This is a genomic window from Nitrosomonas sp. Nm166, from assembly GCF_900112825.1.
Taxonomy (GTDB): Bacteria; Pseudomonadota; Gammaproteobacteria; order Burkholderiales; family Nitrosomonadaceae; genus Nitrosomonas.
Map to the genome: position 1 here is coordinate 20,349 of NZ_FONE01000006.1, position 18,478 is coordinate 38,826.

An 18,478-nucleotide genomic window follows, 5' to 3' on the forward strand; every position below is an offset into this window, starting at 1 on the left:
TCTAAGACGGAAAAGAGGGGCAAATGATGATTTGCCCCTATATTTTGGTTTTGGGCCGGATTTATCGGGCAGTCAATGAAGGGCCTGCTTTGCAACCGCTAATCATTTCATTCATCGGTTAGATAAAAAGCCAGTGACTTGATTCTTAAAACATATAATTGTATACGGATAGTTACATTTATTGACTTATATAAGTTATAAGTTAATGCAGGTCAAGCGCTAATAGAGGTGGATTGTAAATATTTATTAAAAATTCTTTGCCTGATCTATCTGTCATAATAAAAAGTAATGCGGTACCTTAATGCATTTTTCAGGTATTTCAATATTTACATAGCTGCGCGGAGCATCGAGAAGAAGTGATGTGGGTGAGTTAAATCGAACCCGGCATAGAACGTTTATTCTGAAATTGCAATTAGCTATGTACATTAAAAAATGCCTATCTCAGCAGATTTTAATGTTTATTAAAACAATTAATGTGGCTGAAGATGACCGTAGATATTTGATGATTGGGTATGCGATTAAGAATTCTTGTTTCCGCTTCAAAATGATATGAATCATGCTTTTTTATGATGCAATAAGAATTCATATTTTATTAATTAAAGCCAATGAGGCTGACGCAATATGAGCTTCTTAATATCCATCAATCAGAGATTTCACCCGGATGGTGTGCCGTTATATAAAAATGATATTGAACCTGCCGTAAATTACTTGTCACCTGATTGCAAAATAGAAAGAGAATCTTGCGTCCGGATTGAAATATCAACTGCGCTGTTCGAAGTCATTGGAAGGATGAACGATTGCGGTAAAATTGCGGCCTGTTGGATTGGACAATCAAGGGTTGTAGGAGCAATTAAATAAATAGCTAATACGTGAGTTTGAGAAACGGATAACTATACTCACTAAATCAATTGCATAAATTTATTTTGCTTCAATAAAACTCATAAGTCCAGGATCTTAGAATCATTCAGGAGGTTTTTATCAACATAACCCGGCATTCGCAAGCCACTCGTGTGCATGTTGAGCTTATTGAGACCGAGGACAGGATTGTCATTATCATTAAAGTAAATGGTATCGACATCAAGTAATTAAAAATTTTTGATCCGAATCTTTTGGAATAATTGGCATGAATGAGAGAGCACAAAAATTTGGCGGTAAGTTGGAGATAGCGGGAATTCCCTCGCAGAGCAGTATGATAACATTGAAAATATCGTCAGCTAACGCAGTAGCATTTGCTGGGAATTAATCATGATTAAAGTTCTGATTGCCGATGATCATACTTTATTTCGTGAAGGGCTTAGAAGAATTCTCCATGAAACTGGAGACATTGAGGTTGTTGCCGAAGCGATGAATGGAAAGGATGTTCTGAAGAAAATACGGGAGTATGAGTGGGATATCGTTTTATTGGATATCAACTTGCCTGATGTCAATGGGCTGGATGTTCTGAAAAGAATTTTATCAGCGGATGCTGCTTCGTGTATTCTTGTTTTAAGCATGTATTCAGAGGAAGAGTATGCAGTCAGGGCCATTCGCGCCGGAGCTTCCGGATATTTGACGAAAGATAGTCCAATCGATTTGCTTATTCATGTGATTCGTCGCCTTGCTAAAGGGGGTAAATACGTTAATCCTGAACTGGCAGAGAAGCTTTTGTTTAATCCGGGTCTAGATTCGGACAAATTAGCTCATGTTACCTTTTCGGATCGGGAATTTCATGTTTTTAAGCTCATCGTTGCTGGCGAATCTTTAACATCGATAGCCAATAAACTATCACTCAGCGTCAAAACCGTCAGCACTTATCGATCCCGTATTCTGGAAAAAATGAACATGAAGAATAATGCGCAATTGGTTCGGTATGCGATTCAACATCGACTGGTAGAATGAGGTTTATTAGATTTTCTGGGTAAAAGTTTTTAATATGAGCTGCTTGAGTACTGCCAGCTTGCCATGAAAGAAATGTTCAGCGCCAGGTATAAAAACGATTGGTTGTGACTGAGGGGTTGCCCACGCCAGCAAGGTTTCTGGCAATACGATATCATCTTTGTTCCCATGAATAATCAAGGCAAACTGAGTTGCTTCTGGCACGGCCGGTGCATTCTGATTAGCAACAGACGGTGCCACCAGAATGAGAAATTCGGGATTAAGCCTCTTCGCAGCATGCAATTGAATTGCGCCACCGAATGAGAAGCCTGATAGCAGTAGTGGTAGATCGGTTGGATAATTGCTGAATTGGTGACGGATTGCCTGGGCAATTGTAATCACATCTTCTATTTCGCCGATTCCATGATCAAATCTGCCTTCACTTTGGCCCACGCCACGAAAATTAAATTTGGCTGTGATAAATTCAAGCTCTAGCATAGTGTTGAATAATGTATATACAACCTTATTATCCATTGTTCCGCCGTGTAAGGGATGTGGATGTGCAATAAGGGCAATGCCTTTCGGCATTGATTCTGGTTCTCCTAGAATCACCTCGAGTTTCCCGGCAGGGCCATCTATGAAAAACTTCTGAAGAGTGGGATTCAAGTAATATAACCTAGGGTGTCAAATTGGGTTGAATTCTAAATTCTCAGGCGTTCAACGACCTTACCTTTGATCAGGTGCTCACTAATAATTTCATCAATATCATCTTTGTCGATATAGGTATACCACACCTCGTCAGGATAAATAACAATGACTGGGCCTTCGTCACAGCGATCCAAACAGCCCGCATTATTAATACGAATTTTGTGCTTGCCATCCAGTTTTAAAGATTTAATACGCTGCTTGGCATAATCACGCAGTTCCTGGGCGCCAAAATTGCTACAACATTGAGCACCGCCTTCACGTTGATTAATGCAGAAGAAAACATGATACTGATAATAACTCATAAGAATGTCATAGAAGATATTGTTATCTAAGCAAATTAATTGTTCTAAGGAAACGCTGGTTAATTGACTGCACGGGTGAATCGCTTCGTTGCGCGGTACTCGCTTCCTCACTGATTAATATGTCTCGGTTGCTGCGTTCCGTGCGCCTCGCGCTTCATCACGTTCGCCGAATTAATCAGCGTTTCCCTGAATATAGCTAAGTATTCCGTGGATTCAGCAATGATCATTTTTGACCAATATTTTTATAACTAATCACTGGAATATTTGCCAAAACAGTAGTCCAGCCAGCAGGATGGCAATAAGCGCCAGCAGGCGATTCTGACGCTTCTCTTCAATGACCAGGTCAGTTATCCTTTTTTCCAGTGTATGATTGCGGTTTTCAGCAAAAGCCTGATGTATCAGGCGTGGAAACTCAGGCAAAATAATCGCCCAGTTTGGAGCTTCCTTTTGTATGCGGCTAGTAAATCCACCTAACCCAATTTGTTCAGACATCCAATGTTCCAGAAAAGGTTTGGCTGTTTTCCATAAATCCAGGTCCGGATCCAGATCACGCCCCAACCCCTCAACGTTAAGCAGTGTTTTTTGCAGTAATACCAATTGCGGTTGAATTTCTACATTGAATTGGCGGGAAGCTTGAAAAAGTTGCATTAAAACGCGCCCAAATGAAATTTCCTTTAACGGCTTATCAAAAATGGGCTCACAGACAGCTCGAATAGCTGCTTCAAAATCATCTACCCGCGTATCTTTAGGTGCCCATCCAGCCTCAACGTGTGCTTGTGCAACGCGCCCGTAATCACGGCGAAAAAAAGCCAGAAAGTTTTGTGCCAGATAATTCTTGTCTTGATCGCTGAGTGTTCCCATAATGCCAAAATCGACCGCAATATATCGGCCATCTTTTCCGACAAAGATATTCCCCGGATGCATATCGGCATGGAAATATCCATCTCGAAATACTTGCGTAAAAAATATTTCTACCCCGACACGTGCCAATTGAGGTATGTCAATACCTTGTTCTCTTAACGTATAGACATGGCTGATAGGAGTGCCTTTAACGCGCTCCATTACCATTACATTATTACGGCAGTAATCCCAATAAACTTCGGGTACTAATAACAGGGGAGAATAAAGAAAATTACGGCGCAACTGACTGCAGTTGGCTGCTTCACGCAGAAGATCAAGCTCATCATCCAAATGCCGTGCAAACTCTGAAACTACTTGGCGTAACTTTAGACGTTTGCCGTCGGCCCAAAGTACTTCAGCCAACCATGCGCCTGTGTCCATTAATGCAACGTCATGCATAATAATAGGCGCCAGATTAGGGCGCAGTATTTTTACAGCCACTTCGGTTCCATCATGTAGTACGGCAAAATGTACCTGCGCAACCGATGCGCTGGCTATGGGTATCGCATCAAACTTAAAAAATACTTCATGGACTCTTCGTTCATATACTTTTTCTAATGTTGTCAATACAAGATCAGAAGAGAAAGGGGGTACCTGATCTTGAAGTTTAGCCAACTCATCGGCGATATCGTGAGGTAAAAGATCTCGCCGAGTCGACAGCATTTGGCCGAATTTGACAAAGATAGGACCCAATGTTTCTAAAGCCAAGCGTAATCTTTCCCCGCGCGGTTTATCCAATTTTCGCCAGAAAGTGAGCCTTCTTACAATTATCCGTAAAAATCTCAATCGACTATGACTAAGAACAAACTCGTCTAATCCGAATTGAAAAGCAACAAGCTGGATCTTTAGTAAGCGAAATAGGCGCATGGATATAAAAATTCGTCGGCTGGCATTTGTAAGTTGAAGGAGGTAATAAGATATTACATTTGTTCTTAATAAATATTATTTTTTATTGAATTGGAAGAGTTGGAAGGTAAATGTGTTCTGTTTAAGATTCGTTTATTAAGCACTTTGTTGGGTTAATCTATTTAACCGCTGCTCGAGTTGCTCGGTATTTAGCTGTAAGTTTTTTACTTCCTGACTAAATTGATTGATTGCTGTAGGTTTTGTTAAAAATATATTTTCTTCTGTCCAGTACTCAACCAAGGCTTTAGATAGACGGTTAAAATTTTCTATTTTCCATTGTATGAGATGTTTGCCAATATGACTTATACGATATGCAGGTATATCGCCAATTACTTTACTCAGATCATGTTCAAGAATCATGTTGAAATTGATTTGCTTGCTGATATTGATTAATTCACTAGCAAAAAATCGGTTACCGCTTACTTTTATCAGCTTAAATGCAACTGATTCCCGAGCAAATATTCTGGCTAGAGTGAATGGAGATAAAGTGAGTGCCGTATCAGCGCAAATACTATTATCAACTTGCTGTACTTCGCCCTCTGCATCAATAAGCATTTTGAAATTAACCAGAGGAGGTATTTGAATACAAACTGTTTGGCCGCTAAAAGACTGCAAACGTTTACACGCCCAGCCCTCGCTACGTAATACATAATTAATTGGTGCTGCTATGCCAAATGTTAACATTATTATATTTGGAGTCTGAAAATTCTAATTAATAATATAAATAAAAAAGCTATTTATTATCGGGACTTGCATTAGTCATTGGTACATAAAGAAACAAAGTTTAAGTATAACGTCAGTTTTTTCTGTCCATGATTAGGTCCTATGAGTATAGCACCATAACTAATTATAAGGCGCCCTTACACTCATTATTAGCGGTTACCGATTTGACTTTTTTGATAGAAGTGTGCGACAGGCCACAGTCATAATTTAAATATAGAGGTATATTTATTTCTTGTTTTCATCTTCTAAAATACTCAGTAAGTATTATATTGGAAGTCAAATTATCGCAATCTTTTCAGTATTGAAATCGAAAATGTAAAAATGGATTGATGCTTGGCTGAGGGAGGTGTTTTGCATTGAGTTTGTGGATTGTGATGAGTGACTTTATGACGAGGCCCTTTAATCCCTATTGCTTGCAATAGGGATTTTTTTTGCATCTAGTCAATTACCAATATGGGTTTAATGGCAAGGTGCTGAATAATGGTGCTAGCTGCTTGTCTTGCAAGTATTTGATCGGGATAGGGGCCTGCGTGTATTTTATACAGGCCATTATTTTTTGTGATATTGACGGAATTGTTCAGCCATGGGACTCTCTTGCGTACATGCGTGAGAAAGCTGTGAGCATTATCCGATGATCCAAATGCACCTAATTGCAGATAAATCATATTAATTTCCGAATTGCTGGCATTGACAGGCAATGTTGTGGCAATTGGTTCAGTTGTTGCCAGTTTAGTTGGAAAAATATTGCTGTCAGGTAATATACTTTCAACTTCAACCATACTGCTGCCATTTGCAAGTATTCCCAGTTTATAAGCAGCTGTATAGGAAAGGTCAATCAGGCGATCAGAGAGAAACGGTCCACGATCGTTGAGACGTACAATAATTGATTTGCCATTTTCCAAATTGGTTACCTTGGCATAGCTGGGTAGCGGCAAAGTGGGGTGTGCGGCTGTCATTTCATACATATCATAAACTTCTCCTGAAGCAGTAGAGTTACCATGATAACGGCGACCATACCATGAAGCGACCCCACGCTCTTTATAAGGACGAAGTTCGGTCATGGGTCTAAAATATTTTCCCATGGCTACATAAGGTTGCATATTAGCAAAGCGAAGCGGCTCAACTTTAGGTACAGCATCTGGAACCAAATGTAGATTAGGAGGCGGATTATCATCCGGCCCATCATCCAAATAATAGCCTCCCTCCCTTCTGGCAGCTGAGCCAGAATTTGAGTGAATTGCTGAAGAAGCCGAGGAATGCTTGTGTCTTAGCTTGTCACCATATTGAGGTGTACTGTTACAAGCTGTTAGCAATACAAAAATCAATGTCAATGCTAATCCAGAGACCAGCGATGCCATTTCAGGCAAATCAGGCTTACCTATTTTCGAAAATATTAAATAAATATTGATCATGTTTTTATAAGCTTAGGATGTGTTTGAATACTCATCAAAATACCGAAACCAAGTAACATTGTCACCATCGATGTGCCGCCATAACTGATCAGCGGGAGAGGAACACCTACTACCGGAAGAATACCACTGACCATTCCCATATTCACAAAAATATAAGTAAAGAAAGTCAAAGTAATTGAACCCGCAATAAGGCGTGTAAACTGTGTAGAAGCGTTCACTGTAATGATCATGCAACGTCCGATGACTATGAGGTATAAAAGAAGTAATAAGGTATTACCGATTAACCCGAACTCTTCAGAGAAAACAGCAAAGATAAAATCAGTACTTTGTTCCGGTAAAAAATCTAATTGTGTTTGTGTGCCATTTTGCCACCCCTTGCCGTCTATGCCACCAGAGCCGATAGCGATGGATGACTGGATAATATGGTAGCCGGCACCTAATGGATCTTGTGAAGGATCCAACAATGTCATAATACGTTGGCGCTGATAATCATGCATGATTGACCACAATACCGGAAAGCTACCAGCCACCGTAATTGTTAATCCAGTAATGATGCGCCATGACAATCCGGCTAGAAATAATACATAAAAACCACTGGCTGAAATTAATGTTGCAGTGCCTAAATCAGGCTGTTTCAGGATCAAAAAAACCGGCAACATTAACAATACCGTTGCTCCAATATAATCTCTCAGACGCAAAGTAATTTCGTGTTTATCGAAATACCAAGCCATCATAAGAGGGATGGCGACTTTCATGAGCTCGGAGGGCTGAATTCTCGTTATTCCTATATCAAGCCAGCGTCTCGCACCATTGTTAATTTCGCCAAATAAAGCGACGCCAATGAGTAAAACCAGCCCTATTAAATACATCGGCAGTGCGAGGCGTCTGATGTGTTGTAATGGAATATTTGCAACTGACCACATCACTGCCAGCGCTATCGATATGTTGATCATCTGATGGCTGATTTTATTAATATTTGCGCCAGTTGCACTATAAAGCACAATCAATCCCACTAGCATCAATGCAATAATTCCAACTAAAAGAAAGCCATCGATGTACCGTGTAAAATAATACCAAATTTTCTTAATTTCAATCATTTGTTAACAGATTTGCTGCTGGCTTTTATTGACGAGTTATTGCTTCGTCATCTTAGATTCTGTCTTAAAGATGTTCATGCCCATGATCCTCAGTTGATTCAGTGAGTTTTGCAATCGTTGCTTCTGGCTCTGGTGATTGCCCTAACAAGAAATAATCAAATACTTGCCTGGCGATAGGCGCTGCTGTTGAGCCGCCTGTTCCGGTATTTTCGACCAATATTGCCAAAGCAATTTTGGGATCTTCCGCCGGTGCGTACGCAATAAACATGGCGTGATCACGGTGACGCTCGTTGATTGATTTTTCATTGTAACGTTCTCCCTGCTTGATGCCAATGACTTGTGAAGTGCCAGTTTTACCGGCAAAGGTATAGGCTGCGTTAAGCCCAGCTTTTGCGGCTGTCCCTCCGGGACGAGTGACATCCACCAATGCACTCTTTACAATTTCCAGGTTCTTGGGTTTTAGATTAAGACTATAGAGTAGTTTTGGGGGGAGCTCCTCAATACTCCCAGTTTGACTATTTTGTATTTGTTTGACCAGCCGGGGAAGATAAGCTTTTCCATTATTGGCAATGATCATAGTAGCAAAAGCGAGCTGTAGGGGAGTGGCAAGATTGTAGCCTTGGCCAATTGAGACTGAGATCGTGTCTCCAGCATACCATTTCTGCTTATATTGATTCATTTTCCAGGCAGACGAAGGCAACAGCCCTGAAACTTCACCTTCAATATCAATTCCAGTTTTTCTGCCTAATCCAAACTGGCTGATAAAATTATGAATATTATCTATGCCCATGTCATTGGCGAGACTGTAATAATAAGTATCACAGGAAACCACTAGGGATTTATGCAAATTAACTCTGCCGTGACCGCCGGGTTTCCAATCGCGGTAACGGCGGTCCACACCTGGCAGTGAAAAGTATCCAGGATCACCCATACTATATTCAGGTGTACGTTTTCCCAGTTCCAGCGCTGCTAATGCCATAAAAGGCTTAAAGGTTGATCCGGGTGGATAAACACCGCGTAACGCCCTGTTGTTAAGTGGCCTGTCTATTGAATTGTTGAGCAAGCTCCAGTTTTCTTGATCAATACCACCGATAAAAAGATTATTGTCATAACCTGGTTTGCTGACAAAAGCAAGTACTTCACCATTATTTGGATCCAAGGCGACCAATGCACCCCTACGATCCCCAAAGGCTTTTTCTGCAGCCTCCTGTAATCCAAGATCTAATGAAAGAATCAAATTGTTGCCAGGAATCGGCGGTGTGCGCGACAGAACGCGAATGGAACGGCCTGCTGCATCTGTTTCTACTTCTTCAAAACCTGTGATGCCATGGAGTTGTGTTTCATAACTTTGCTCAATGCCAATTTTTCCAATATGATGGGAACCGCGATAATTATTGAGTTCCCCATTCAGTTCAAGCTGCTCAAGGTCTTGATCATTGATACGGCTAATGTAGCCCACTACATGTGATACGATTTCTTTTTCTGGATATTGGCGAAAGACCCGGGCCTTGATTTCAACGCCTGGAAAGCGGTAACGATTAGCTGCAAAAGTTGCAATTTCAACGTCGGTCAAACGGTTACGAATAGGCAGACTTTTAAATCGCTTGCTTTCCTTCATAAGTTTCTTGAAGCGTTGGCGATCAGTAGCTGTGATCTCGATCAGGGTGGCTAATTCATCCAACGTAGACTCAACGCTCGGAACTTTGCTGGGGGTAATCTCTAATGCATAAGCGGAGTAGTTTTGTGCCAATACTCGTCCGTTGCGATCATAAATTAAACCTCGGTTTGGAACCAAGGGCAAGATAGTAATACGATTGGCTTCTGCTAAAGTATGGTAGTGTTCCTGTTGAGTAACCTGTAAATAATAAAAACGCGCATACAATATCAGAAAGAGAATCAGTATGAATCCAATACTCACAGCAAGACGCATACGAAATTTGTGCAATTCGGCTGGGTGGTTTCGCAGTTCCACTTTGTGTTTCATAACGCATTAAAGTCTGATTTTTGTTTCAAGGGGGTACTTAACAGCACGGAAATAGGTACCCATAATAAAATACCTGTTACAGTGGCAGAAAAGTATTGCCAACCAGGCAAATGAGCACCGCTTGCGATTGCGACTAAAACAATCACTATCTGCATAGCCAATAATATGAGGCCCATCTGAGGTGCTTGCTGCGTTAAGCTGAATATGCGCAACCGCCGCCCCAGAATTAGTGTGAGATAGACGGCTATACAATAAGCTAAGGCGTGTTGCCCTAATATAGCGGTGTTACCCACATCCATCATTAATCCCATACCGAAAGCTATGCTCATTCCCATTTTATAAGGATAATTAACGCTCCAGTAAATGATAGTGATGGCTACAAAATCAGGTCGAAATATTAGTATATTTTCCTGCAGCGGTAGAAAATTGAGAATGAGCGCAATGACCAAACTTGTAGCGATATATTCACCGCTGGGCGGTATATACACATCCTGCTTACAGTAATTATCCGGACTTAAATTTCTGTCTTTAGTTTTTTTGCGATTCAATTTTTAGGCATTTCTAAAGAATTATTCGGAATTGGTTGTGCTAGCGACAGAATTAAAACTTGCCGATTTCGATCTACACCGGCAACCGGTGTACTGATCACTTGGGCAAAATCATCTATTGGATCCTGCTCAATCCTAAGTACCGTAGCGACAGGAATGCCCGGAGGATATACCCCACCGATTCCAGAGGTAACCAGCAGATCACCTTGCCGAATATCTGTGCTAACCGATAAGTAACGTAGTTCCAGTTCATCATTTTTTCCTGTTCCTGAAACGACTGAACGTAAGCTGTTACGCAAAACTTGTACGGGAACAGAATGATTTTTATCGGTGAGAAGCGTCACTTCTGATGACCAGGGATATAACCGTGTGATTTGGCCAACGATACCTTTGTCGTCGATTACTGCTTGACCAAGCTGGATATCATGAAAGCTGCCTTTATTTAAGGTAATCTTGTGGTTGAATGGGTCGCGCGGCGTATACATAATCTCGGCCAAGACGGCCTTGGCTTTAGTATTAGTTTCAATCTGCTGAATAGCACCCAGTAATTGGCGTAATTGTATATTTTCAGCTTCTAGCGCATGTAATTTCAAAAGCTGCTCCCGATCCTTCAGATACCGCTCCCTTAACTTTATGTTTTCTTCCAGTAAATAAAAGCTGGCAATAAGCTCCTCAATTTGATCATAAATATGGGTTGGAATATAAGCGATTTTCTGCAGTGGAAAAATAACAATGCCAATGGCTTGACGCAACTCAGGAAAATACTTGAAACGCAAATCTTCAGCAATGAGTAAGCAAGATAACAGTGCGAATACAAACAGCCGTGCAAACGGACCTGGTCCATGTCTGAAAAACTGAGGAGCTGTTTTCATTACGCCCAGTATTTAAAATCTGGTCTTTTTTAATTTCTTGAGTAAAAAGGAGATTAATAACTAGCCTTGTTTAATCACGGGCAAAAATGCCAATCGTGCGATCCATATTTTCCAGAGCAATACCGGACCCACGAACTACACAGGTAAGTGGATCATCTGCAACAATCACAGATAAGCCAGTCTCTTCCATTAATAAACGGTCAATGTCACGCAATAAGGCGCCGCCGCCGGTCATCACCATACCACTCTCCGCAATATCCGCTCCCAATTCCGGTGGGGTGTGCTCGAGGGCAGTCTTAACGGCACTGACAATACTATTGAGAGGTTCTGTTAATGCTTCCAGAATTTCATTGCTGGAAATTGTAAAACTACGCGGAATTCCTTCCGCAAGATTGCGTCCTTTAACTTCGATTTCTCGTACCTCGGAGCCTGGAAAGGCTGAACCGATCTCTTTCTTAATGATTTCTGCGGTGACTTCACCAATCAGCATGCCATAGTTGCGACGAATATAATTGATGATCGCTTCATCGAATTTATCACCGCCTACGCGTACAGAATTGGAATAAACAATACCGCCCAGAGAAATAATGCCGACCTCTGTGGTGCCGCCTCCGATATCGACCACCATAGAACCGGTAGGTGATTCAACGGGAAGATCTGCGCCTAATGCTGCTGCCATTGGCTCTTCAATGAGTTCAACTTTGCGGGCACCGGCACCAAAAGCAGCTTCCCGGATGGCGCGACGTTCCACTTGCGTAGAGCCATAAGGTACGCAAATCACGATACGCGGATTGGCTGAAAACAGACGAGGAGGATTTACTTTTCTGATGAACATCTTGAGCATTTGTTCGGTAACGGTGAAATCTGCAATCACACCGTCTTTCATAGGGCGGATGGCTGTGATGTTGCCAGGGGTGCGGCCCAACATCTGCTTGGCTGCAAGACCCACTTGCTGGATCATTTTCTTACCGTTGTCACCGCTTTCTTCCCGGATTGCTACTACAGAAGGTTCATCTAGTACGATACCTTGGCCGTGGACATAAATCAGTGTATTTGCTGTGCCCAGATCGATCGCCATATCTGTTGAGAAATAGCTTCCAAGAATATTGTTGTTCAAGAAATTAAACATAGTGGCAAAATCCGATATTAATAATTATGATTTATGAGGGAGCGAATAATAAAATAAAACTATTAAAAAATAATACGCCGGTTAAACCGGGCATGATACCCTAATACTTATTTAAATATAAGGTTACCCATTTGACATGACCCTATCAGTGAATGATGTAAGACGTATTGCTGATCTTGCTTATATTGAAATTAACGAGGAAGAGGCAAAAGCCATGCTGACTCAGTTATCCGGCATTTTTAATCTAATTGAAGCGATGCAATCGGTAGATACATCAACAGTGGAGCCTATGTTCCATGCCCAAAGTGTTGTGCAGCGTTTGCGTGAAGATGAGATCACCGAAACCGATCAGCGAGAATTATGCCAATCGATAGCACCACAAGTTGAAGCAGGCCTCTATCTGGTTCCACAAGTTATTGAGTAAATTAAAAATGAAGTAACAAAGTGGGCTAAAAAAGTATCTCGGCATCAAAGAACAATAATTATACTATACGCAACATTTCATTTCTCTATCAGTAAATACCATGTTTAATGACAGCCTTAAACAGCTCTCGAGTCAACTTGCCGAAAAAAAAATTTCAAGTACTGAACTGACTACTGAATTTCTCAAACGCATCAGGGAACTGAATCCTAAGTACAACGCATTTATCACTGTGAATGAGGAAAAAAGCCTTGCACAAGCGCAAGTTGCGGATAAGATGCTTGCCTCGGGGCGAGCAGGTCCACTGACAGGCATACCCATTGCCCAGAAAGATATTTTCTGCGCCAAAGGCTGGCTGACAACCTGCGGTTCAAAAATGCTGTCGAATTTTGTTTCACCGTATGATGCTGGTGTCATTGAACGTTTTGATCAGGCAGGCATGGTTAATATTGGCAAGACCAATATGGATGAGTTTGCCATGGGGTCGAGCAACGAAACATCCTTTTATGGTCCGGTGAAAAATCCATGGGATATTTTGGCAGTGCCCGGTGGCAGCTCAGGCGGCGCAGCATGCGCGGTTGCAGCACGACTGACACCTGCGGCAACCGGCACGGATACCGGCGGCTCCATTCGCCAGCCAGCAGCACTATGCGGCATTTCAGGAATTAAACCGACGTATGGGCTGGTGTCCCGGTATGGCATGATTGCCTTTGCCTCCAGCCTGGACCAGGGCGGCCCTATGGCCAAATCGGCAGAAGATCTGGCGCTGCTGTTGAATGTGATGGTCGGGTTTGACCCGCGCGACTCAACCAGCCTGCAACGTGACACTGAAGGTTACACACGGGATCTGCAAAAACCATTGGCGGGTTTGCGGATTGGCCTACCCAAGGAATATTTTGCCAAAGGCATGAGTAAAGATGTCGAAAGCGCGATAGAGAAGGCCTTGGATGAGTATCGTAAATTGGGTGCAGAGACAGTTGACGTGTCGTTACCGAACGCGCCTTTATCGATTCCGGTTTATTATGTTTTGGCACCTGCTGAAGCATCGAGTAATTTATCCCGTTTTGACGGGGTTCGCTATGGGTATCGCGCAAAGTCTTACAATGATCTGGGTGATATGTACCGCAAAACGCGTGCGGAAGGTTTCGGTACCGAAGTGAAGCGGCGTATTCTCATCGGTACTTATGTTTTATCGCATGGTTATTACGATGCGTATTACATTAAAGCGCAGAAAGTGCGCCGCCTGATTGCACAGGATTTTACTGAAGCCTACAGGCAATGCGACATTCTCATGGGACCCACAACCCCTACGGTTGCCTTTAATCTGGGAGAAAAAAGCAATGATCCTATTCAGATGTATTTGTCGGATATCTACACCAGTGCGGCCAATTTAACTGGACTGCCAGCCATGTCGATTCCGGTTGGTTTTGGTGATAAGAATCGGCCGATCGGTTTGCATATCATTGGTAATTATTTTATGGAAGCGCAGATGCTGAATGTCGCACACCAATATCAACAGGTAACTGACTGGCATTTAAAATCGCCCGTTTAAAGAACTATTTATTCCTGGAACTGTAAATTTTGTCGGAAAATTAATCATGCAATGGGAAATAGTCATTGGCCTTGAGGTACATGCCCAACTTTCAACGCGATCCAAAATCTTCTCGGGCGCTTCCACTGCCTATGGCGCGCCGCCCAACACTCAGGCGTGTGTAGTCGATCTGGCGCTGCCGGGAGTCTTACCGGTACTCAATAAAGGCGCGGTTGAACAGGCGATTAAGTTTGGTTTATCAGTAGATGCGAGAATCAATTCATCTTCCATCTTTGCGCGCAAAAATTATTTTTATCCTGATTTACCTAAAGGTTATCAGATCAGTCAATACGAATTGCCGGTAGTGCAAGGCGGTAACATTCAAATTCAAGTAGGTAAGGTTGAAAAGAATATCCGTCTGACACGTGCCCATCTGGAAGAAGATGCCGGTAAATCGCTGCATGAGGATTTTCATGGCATGAGTGGCATTGATTTGAATCGGGCGGGTACGCCATTACTGGAGATTGTCTCTGAGCCGGACATGCACAGCAGCGAAGAGGCGGTGGCGTATGCGAAAACATTGCATGCACTGGTGCGCTGGATCGGCATTTGTGACGGCAATATGCAAGAAGGATCGTTTCGCTGTGATGCGAATGTCTCGGTACGTCCTCGCGGTACGGAGAAATTCGGTACACGCTGTGAAATCAAGAATCTGAACTCATTTCGTTTTCTTGAGAAAGCGATCGATTATGAAGCCAGAAGGCAAATTGAAATTCTCGAAGATGGGGGTATCATTCGCCAGGAAACCCGCTTATACGATGCCAATAAAGACGAAACACGCACCATGCGCACCAAGGAAGATGCCAATGACTACCGCTATTTTCCCGATCCGGACTTATTGCCCTTGGAAATTACGCAAAGCTGGATTGATCAATTAAAAGAAGCGCTTCCCGAATTACCCCCAGCCCGGCGCAGACGTTATGTCAACGAATTTGGCTTATCAGCTTATGATGCTAACGTTCTAACAAATTCTCGTGAAGTAGCGGATTATTTTGAAAATACAGTAAAACATTTACCTACCCAGGCCAAGCTGTGTGCCAATTGGATTATGGGCGAGATTAGCGGGCAACTGAATAAAGAGGGGATTGAAATCACAGATTGTCCTATCAGTCCTGCTCAACTCGGTGCATTGCTGACACGTATTAGCGACGGCACCATTTCCGGTAAAGCCGCCAAGTCGGTTTTTGAAAGTATGTGGAATGGCGAGCTGGATAAAAATGTAGACGCTATTATTGAAGCCAAAGGTTTGAAACAGATTTCAGATGACAGCGCTATTGAGAAATTGGTGGATGAAGTGCTGGCTGCCAATGCACAACAAGTGTCCGATTATCGCAATGGCAAGGAAAAAGCCTTTAACTCGTTGATCGGTCAGGTCATGAAAGCTACTCAAGGTAAAGCTAATCCAGCGCAAGTCAATGCTATTTTGAAGAAAAAGCTGACAGGATAAGCCTGTGTTTTGGGGATGATTTTTTACACTGATCCATGGCTCTGTTATGGGTGAGTGTTTTTCGCAACGCTGCAATACATCCTGCAGTTAAGTTACTTCATTTGCAAAGTATTATGCAAAAATTCTTCGTTATACCTCGCTCCCAGTTTCTTTCATTTTTCATCAGAATCTGCGGTTAGCTATCGTGATTGGGCTCAGTGCTGATCCTTGCGTTAAATCAATATGTGAATTTAACTTTGAACATATACTTTCCGTGCCAATCGACAATGCCTGCTGCTTCTTAATAACTTATCAGTAGAAATGGAATATTTTTAATAAAAAGATCATGGCGTAGCGTTAAGCAAGGAGAAATGGTTGGGGCAGGGCAGGAATATTTCCAGTAATCCTATCAACTCGGGATATTTTGCCCGATGAATTAAACAAAAATAACCATATATTGAGGACAAATGACATCTATATCTCGAAAAAAAGATTTGATAAAATTATATCTTAGTTAAATTAGATAGATAGTAGTGTTTCTGCTCTATCTATTTACTTAATCGCGAGTCTCAAAAGAAAAATATTAATTGCAAGTGATGACTCAAATTCTGGCTCAGGCTCTGCATTTGCTGGTTTATAAGTAAACCTAAAAGTATGGCTGAGCAATCTCACGCAAACATACGCATATTGGTGGCGGAGAGCTTTGAGCTTGTGCGCATGGGGTTACGTGTATTATTCGAGAATCATCCGGTTATATGCTTGGTAGCCGAAACCCGCTGTGTAGAAGATTTGGTCGATTTGGCGATGCAGCATAAGCCGGATGTGGTTCTGGTTGATTTGCAGTTAAATAATGGCAATTGTATTGAGCATATTTCCAAATTATTAAATGCTTGTCCCCAAATAAAGGTGCTGGCCTTTTCTCACAGCTATAATGAGCAAACTTGCCTAGAAATATTTCGTTCAGGGGTGGTAGGCATTATTAGCAAACAGCATTCTTCTGAATTATTGCTGAAAGCCATCCACGCAATTTATGCAGGTCAAATCTGGTTTGACCGCCATATTACCAAGCTGCTATGGCAAGCGCAGTTTAATGCCAATCTGTCACCCGAAATTCTAACCGATGTTAAGGCGTTGCCATTTCCAAAATTGAGTGAGAGTGAGCGTCAAGTCGCTTATCTCGCTTGCAAGGGTTTATCTGCTAAGGAAATAAGTTTGCAACTGTGCATTGCAGAAAAAACCGTACGTAATCAATTATCAATAATTTATAAAAAAATCGGTGTTAAAAAGCAAATTGAATTGTGTCTAAAAGCGCCGCTGTTTAATCACTTCAAAGATTCTCATACATGCGGGATATCTTTCCCTGAAGATCAAGAAAAATAGCTGTATTTTCAGGACAAATAGCATCTATTTCTCTGAAAATAGAGTTGATAAAATTATTCTTCCGCTAAATTGAACTGATGGCAGGCTGTAAAACTATTCCTCAGAGCTCGATGTGAGCTTTTTAAGAAAATCGCCAGCCTCAAAGATATCTATTGATTTGTCGCGGATATTTCTACGCAAGCTTTAACTTGATAGGTAGTTTTACATTTAAGGAGGAATATTAAAAATGCTGTTTCAGCTCAATCAACTTTGCTGTGCCACAGAATTCTCTGAGAATTCTGATGCCACGCAATACACGCCGCATCACACCTGGTTAAGAAAGTTGCCTATGGTGTGGCTTGTTCTGGCATTGTCTTTCGTGCTCATTGCAAAGAGTTATGCAGGGGAGCATATTATTCGATTGACAGCAGAAGAAACTCAGGATGATGGATTTGGCAATAAGCTACTGGCTTACAAAATGCTAAATCATACGATTGATGGCGTAGATATCACGAGTCGCTATAGTCCTGCAGCTACAATTCCTGGTCCTACAATTGTATTAACCGAAGGTGATACAGTTTATTTGACAATTGAAAATGCAATTTCAGGCGCTTTTACGCATACACCTGGTATCAGTAAGCAAGTCAGCATACATGTACATGGCGTTCATTACGACATACTCAGCGACGGCACCCTTAAAGTGATTAATAAACACGATGACGAGGGAGCCGGTAATGGACCGGAAGCAACACATACAAGCTATGAATACAAATGGAATGTTGCTCACGGAACCGCGGGTACCTGGCCCTACCATGATCATAATTTCGAGAGCCATAACGGCTCAGAAAATAAGGGACTTTTTGGCGCCATCATTGTGAAGCCGATTGGTGCTCCCCATTATGCTAAAGAGTATGTGCTCTATTTGGGAGATGATGCTTTCTGGGGAATGGAAATTGATGGGGTTACTCAGAAACAATCAAAACATGGCGTCAATCCATCCTTGGGTGCTGTTAAAAATAGCGATGTCAGGTTTCATTTGATTGCTATGGGCACAGATATCCACAAATTTGTTCTGGATGGTTATCAATGGCTCGATCCGGGAACACATAACCTTATCCATCAAGTTTTAATCGGTCCGCTGGAGAAGCATGTATTTACTGTTAAGGCGAAGAATAGTGCACGGTATATGGATAACAACTTTTCTAATAGACTAATGGGCATGGTAGGTAAGTTTAAGGTTCAATAA

At 41.9% G+C, this 18,478-nt stretch carries 16 protein-coding genes; 6 read left to right on the forward strand and 10 right to left on the reverse strand.

All coding sequences use genetic code 11. The features are described 5' to 3' along the window. Nucleotides 1-1,245 precede the first annotated feature (1,245 nt). The gene (locus BM021_RS02890; protein WP_090718688.1) at nt 1,246-1,878 is read left to right on the forward strand and encodes a response regulator; all 633 of its coding nucleotides are present in this window, start codon (nt 1,246-1,248) and stop codon (nt 1,876-1,878) included. Between the two features lie 6 nt (nt 1,879-1,884). Here the strand turns inward: BM021_RS02890 and BM021_RS02895 are convergent, their stop codons facing one another. The 10 genes from BM021_RS02895 to BM021_RS02940 all read right to left on the reverse strand — a co-directional run bounded on the left by BM021_RS02895 (nt 1,885) and on the right by BM021_RS02940 (nt 12,435). Next, entirely contained in the window at nt 1,885-2,442 is a 558-nt protein-coding gene (locus tag BM021_RS02895) for an alpha/beta hydrolase (protein ID WP_256207743.1), read from the reverse strand. A gap of 113 nt (nt 2,443-2,555) precedes the next feature. Further along, entirely contained in the window at nt 2,556-2,864 is a 309-nt protein-coding gene (locus BM021_RS02900) for a (2Fe-2S) ferredoxin domain-containing protein (protein ID WP_090718692.1), read from the reverse strand. 252 nt (nt 2,865-3,116) lie between these two features. Continuing rightward, nucleotides 3,117-4,631, reverse strand: a complete 1,515-nt coding sequence (gene ubiB, locus BM021_RS02905) for a ubiquinone biosynthesis regulatory protein kinase UbiB (protein ID WP_090718694.1) — start codon at nt 4,629-4,631, stop codon at nt 3,117-3,119. A gap of 135 nt (nt 4,632-4,766) precedes the next feature. Beyond that, on the reverse strand, nt 4,767-5,354 hold the full coding sequence (locus BM021_RS02910; protein ID WP_090718696.1) for a ubiquinone biosynthesis accessory factor UbiJ: 588 nt from the start codon (nt 5,352-5,354) through the stop codon (nt 4,767-4,769). A 476-nt stretch (nt 5,355-5,830) separates the two neighbouring features. Further along, complete coding sequence (locus BM021_RS16455) at nt 5,831-6,805, reverse strand: septal ring lytic transglycosylase RlpA family protein (protein WP_090718697.1); 975 nt, start codon at nt 6,803-6,805, stop codon at nt 5,831-5,833. Further along, nucleotides 6,802-7,902: a rod shape-determining protein RodA gene (rodA, locus tag BM021_RS02920; RefSeq protein ID WP_090718699.1), complete on the reverse strand. Its 1,101-nt coding sequence runs from the start codon at nt 7,900-7,902 to the stop codon at nt 6,802-6,804. Before rodA ends, BM021_RS16455 begins: the two co-directional genes overlap by 4 nt. 64 nt (nt 7,903-7,966) lie before the next feature. Beyond that, complete coding sequence (gene mrdA / locus BM021_RS02925; RefSeq protein ID WP_090718701.1) at nt 7,967-9,886, reverse strand: penicillin-binding protein 2; 1,920 nt, start codon at nt 9,884-9,886, stop codon at nt 7,967-7,969. Next, on the reverse strand, nt 9,883-10,434 hold the full coding sequence (gene mreD, locus BM021_RS02930) for a rod shape-determining protein MreD (protein ID WP_090718703.1): 552 nt from the start codon (nt 10,432-10,434) through the stop codon (nt 9,883-9,885). The genes mrdA and mreD overlap by 4 nt, the downstream gene beginning before the upstream one ends. Further along, entirely contained in the window at nt 10,431-11,306 is an 876-nt protein-coding gene (mreC, locus tag BM021_RS02935) for a rod shape-determining protein MreC (protein ID WP_090718705.1), read from the reverse strand. Before mreC ends, mreD begins: the two co-directional genes overlap by 4 nt. Nucleotides 11,307-11,376: 70 nt before the next feature. Next, a complete protein-coding gene (locus BM021_RS02940; protein WP_090718707.1) occupies nt 11,377-12,435 on the reverse strand; it encodes a rod shape-determining protein in 1,059 nt (352 codons plus the stop codon). 136 nt (nt 12,436-12,571) lie between these two features. Here BM021_RS02940 and gatC point away from each other — a divergent pair, with 136 nt between their 5' ends. The 5 genes from gatC (at nt 12,572) to BM021_RS02965 (ending at nt 18,478) form a co-directional block, all read left to right on the forward strand. Continuing rightward, complete coding sequence (gene gatC / locus BM021_RS02945) at nt 12,572-12,859, forward strand: Asp-tRNA(Asn)/Glu-tRNA(Gln) amidotransferase subunit GatC (protein ID WP_090718709.1); 288 nt, start codon at nt 12,572-12,574, stop codon at nt 12,857-12,859. Between the two features lie 100 nt (nt 12,860-12,959). Then, complete coding sequence (gatA, locus tag BM021_RS02950) at nt 12,960-14,408, forward strand: Asp-tRNA(Asn)/Glu-tRNA(Gln) amidotransferase subunit GatA (RefSeq protein WP_090718711.1); 1,449 nt, start codon at nt 12,960-12,962, stop codon at nt 14,406-14,408. 46 nt (nt 14,409-14,454) lie between these two features. Beyond that, nucleotides 14,455-15,894 carry an Asp-tRNA(Asn)/Glu-tRNA(Gln) amidotransferase subunit GatB gene (gatB, locus tag BM021_RS02955; RefSeq protein ID WP_090718713.1) on the forward strand — a complete coding sequence of 480 codons (1,440 nt, stop codon included), beginning with the start codon at nt 14,455-14,457 and terminating at the stop codon, nt 15,892-15,894. 633 nt (nt 15,895-16,527) lie between these two features. Continuing rightward, on the forward strand, nt 16,528-17,253 hold the full coding sequence (locus tag BM021_RS02960) for a response regulator transcription factor (RefSeq protein WP_090718715.1): 726 nt from the start codon (nt 16,528-16,530) through the stop codon (nt 17,251-17,253). 226 nt (nt 17,254-17,479) lie between these two features. Beyond that, the gene (locus BM021_RS02965) at nt 17,480-18,478 is read left to right on the forward strand and encodes a multicopper oxidase domain-containing protein (protein ID WP_090718717.1); all 999 of its coding nucleotides are present in this window, start codon (nt 17,480-17,482) and stop codon (nt 18,476-18,478) included.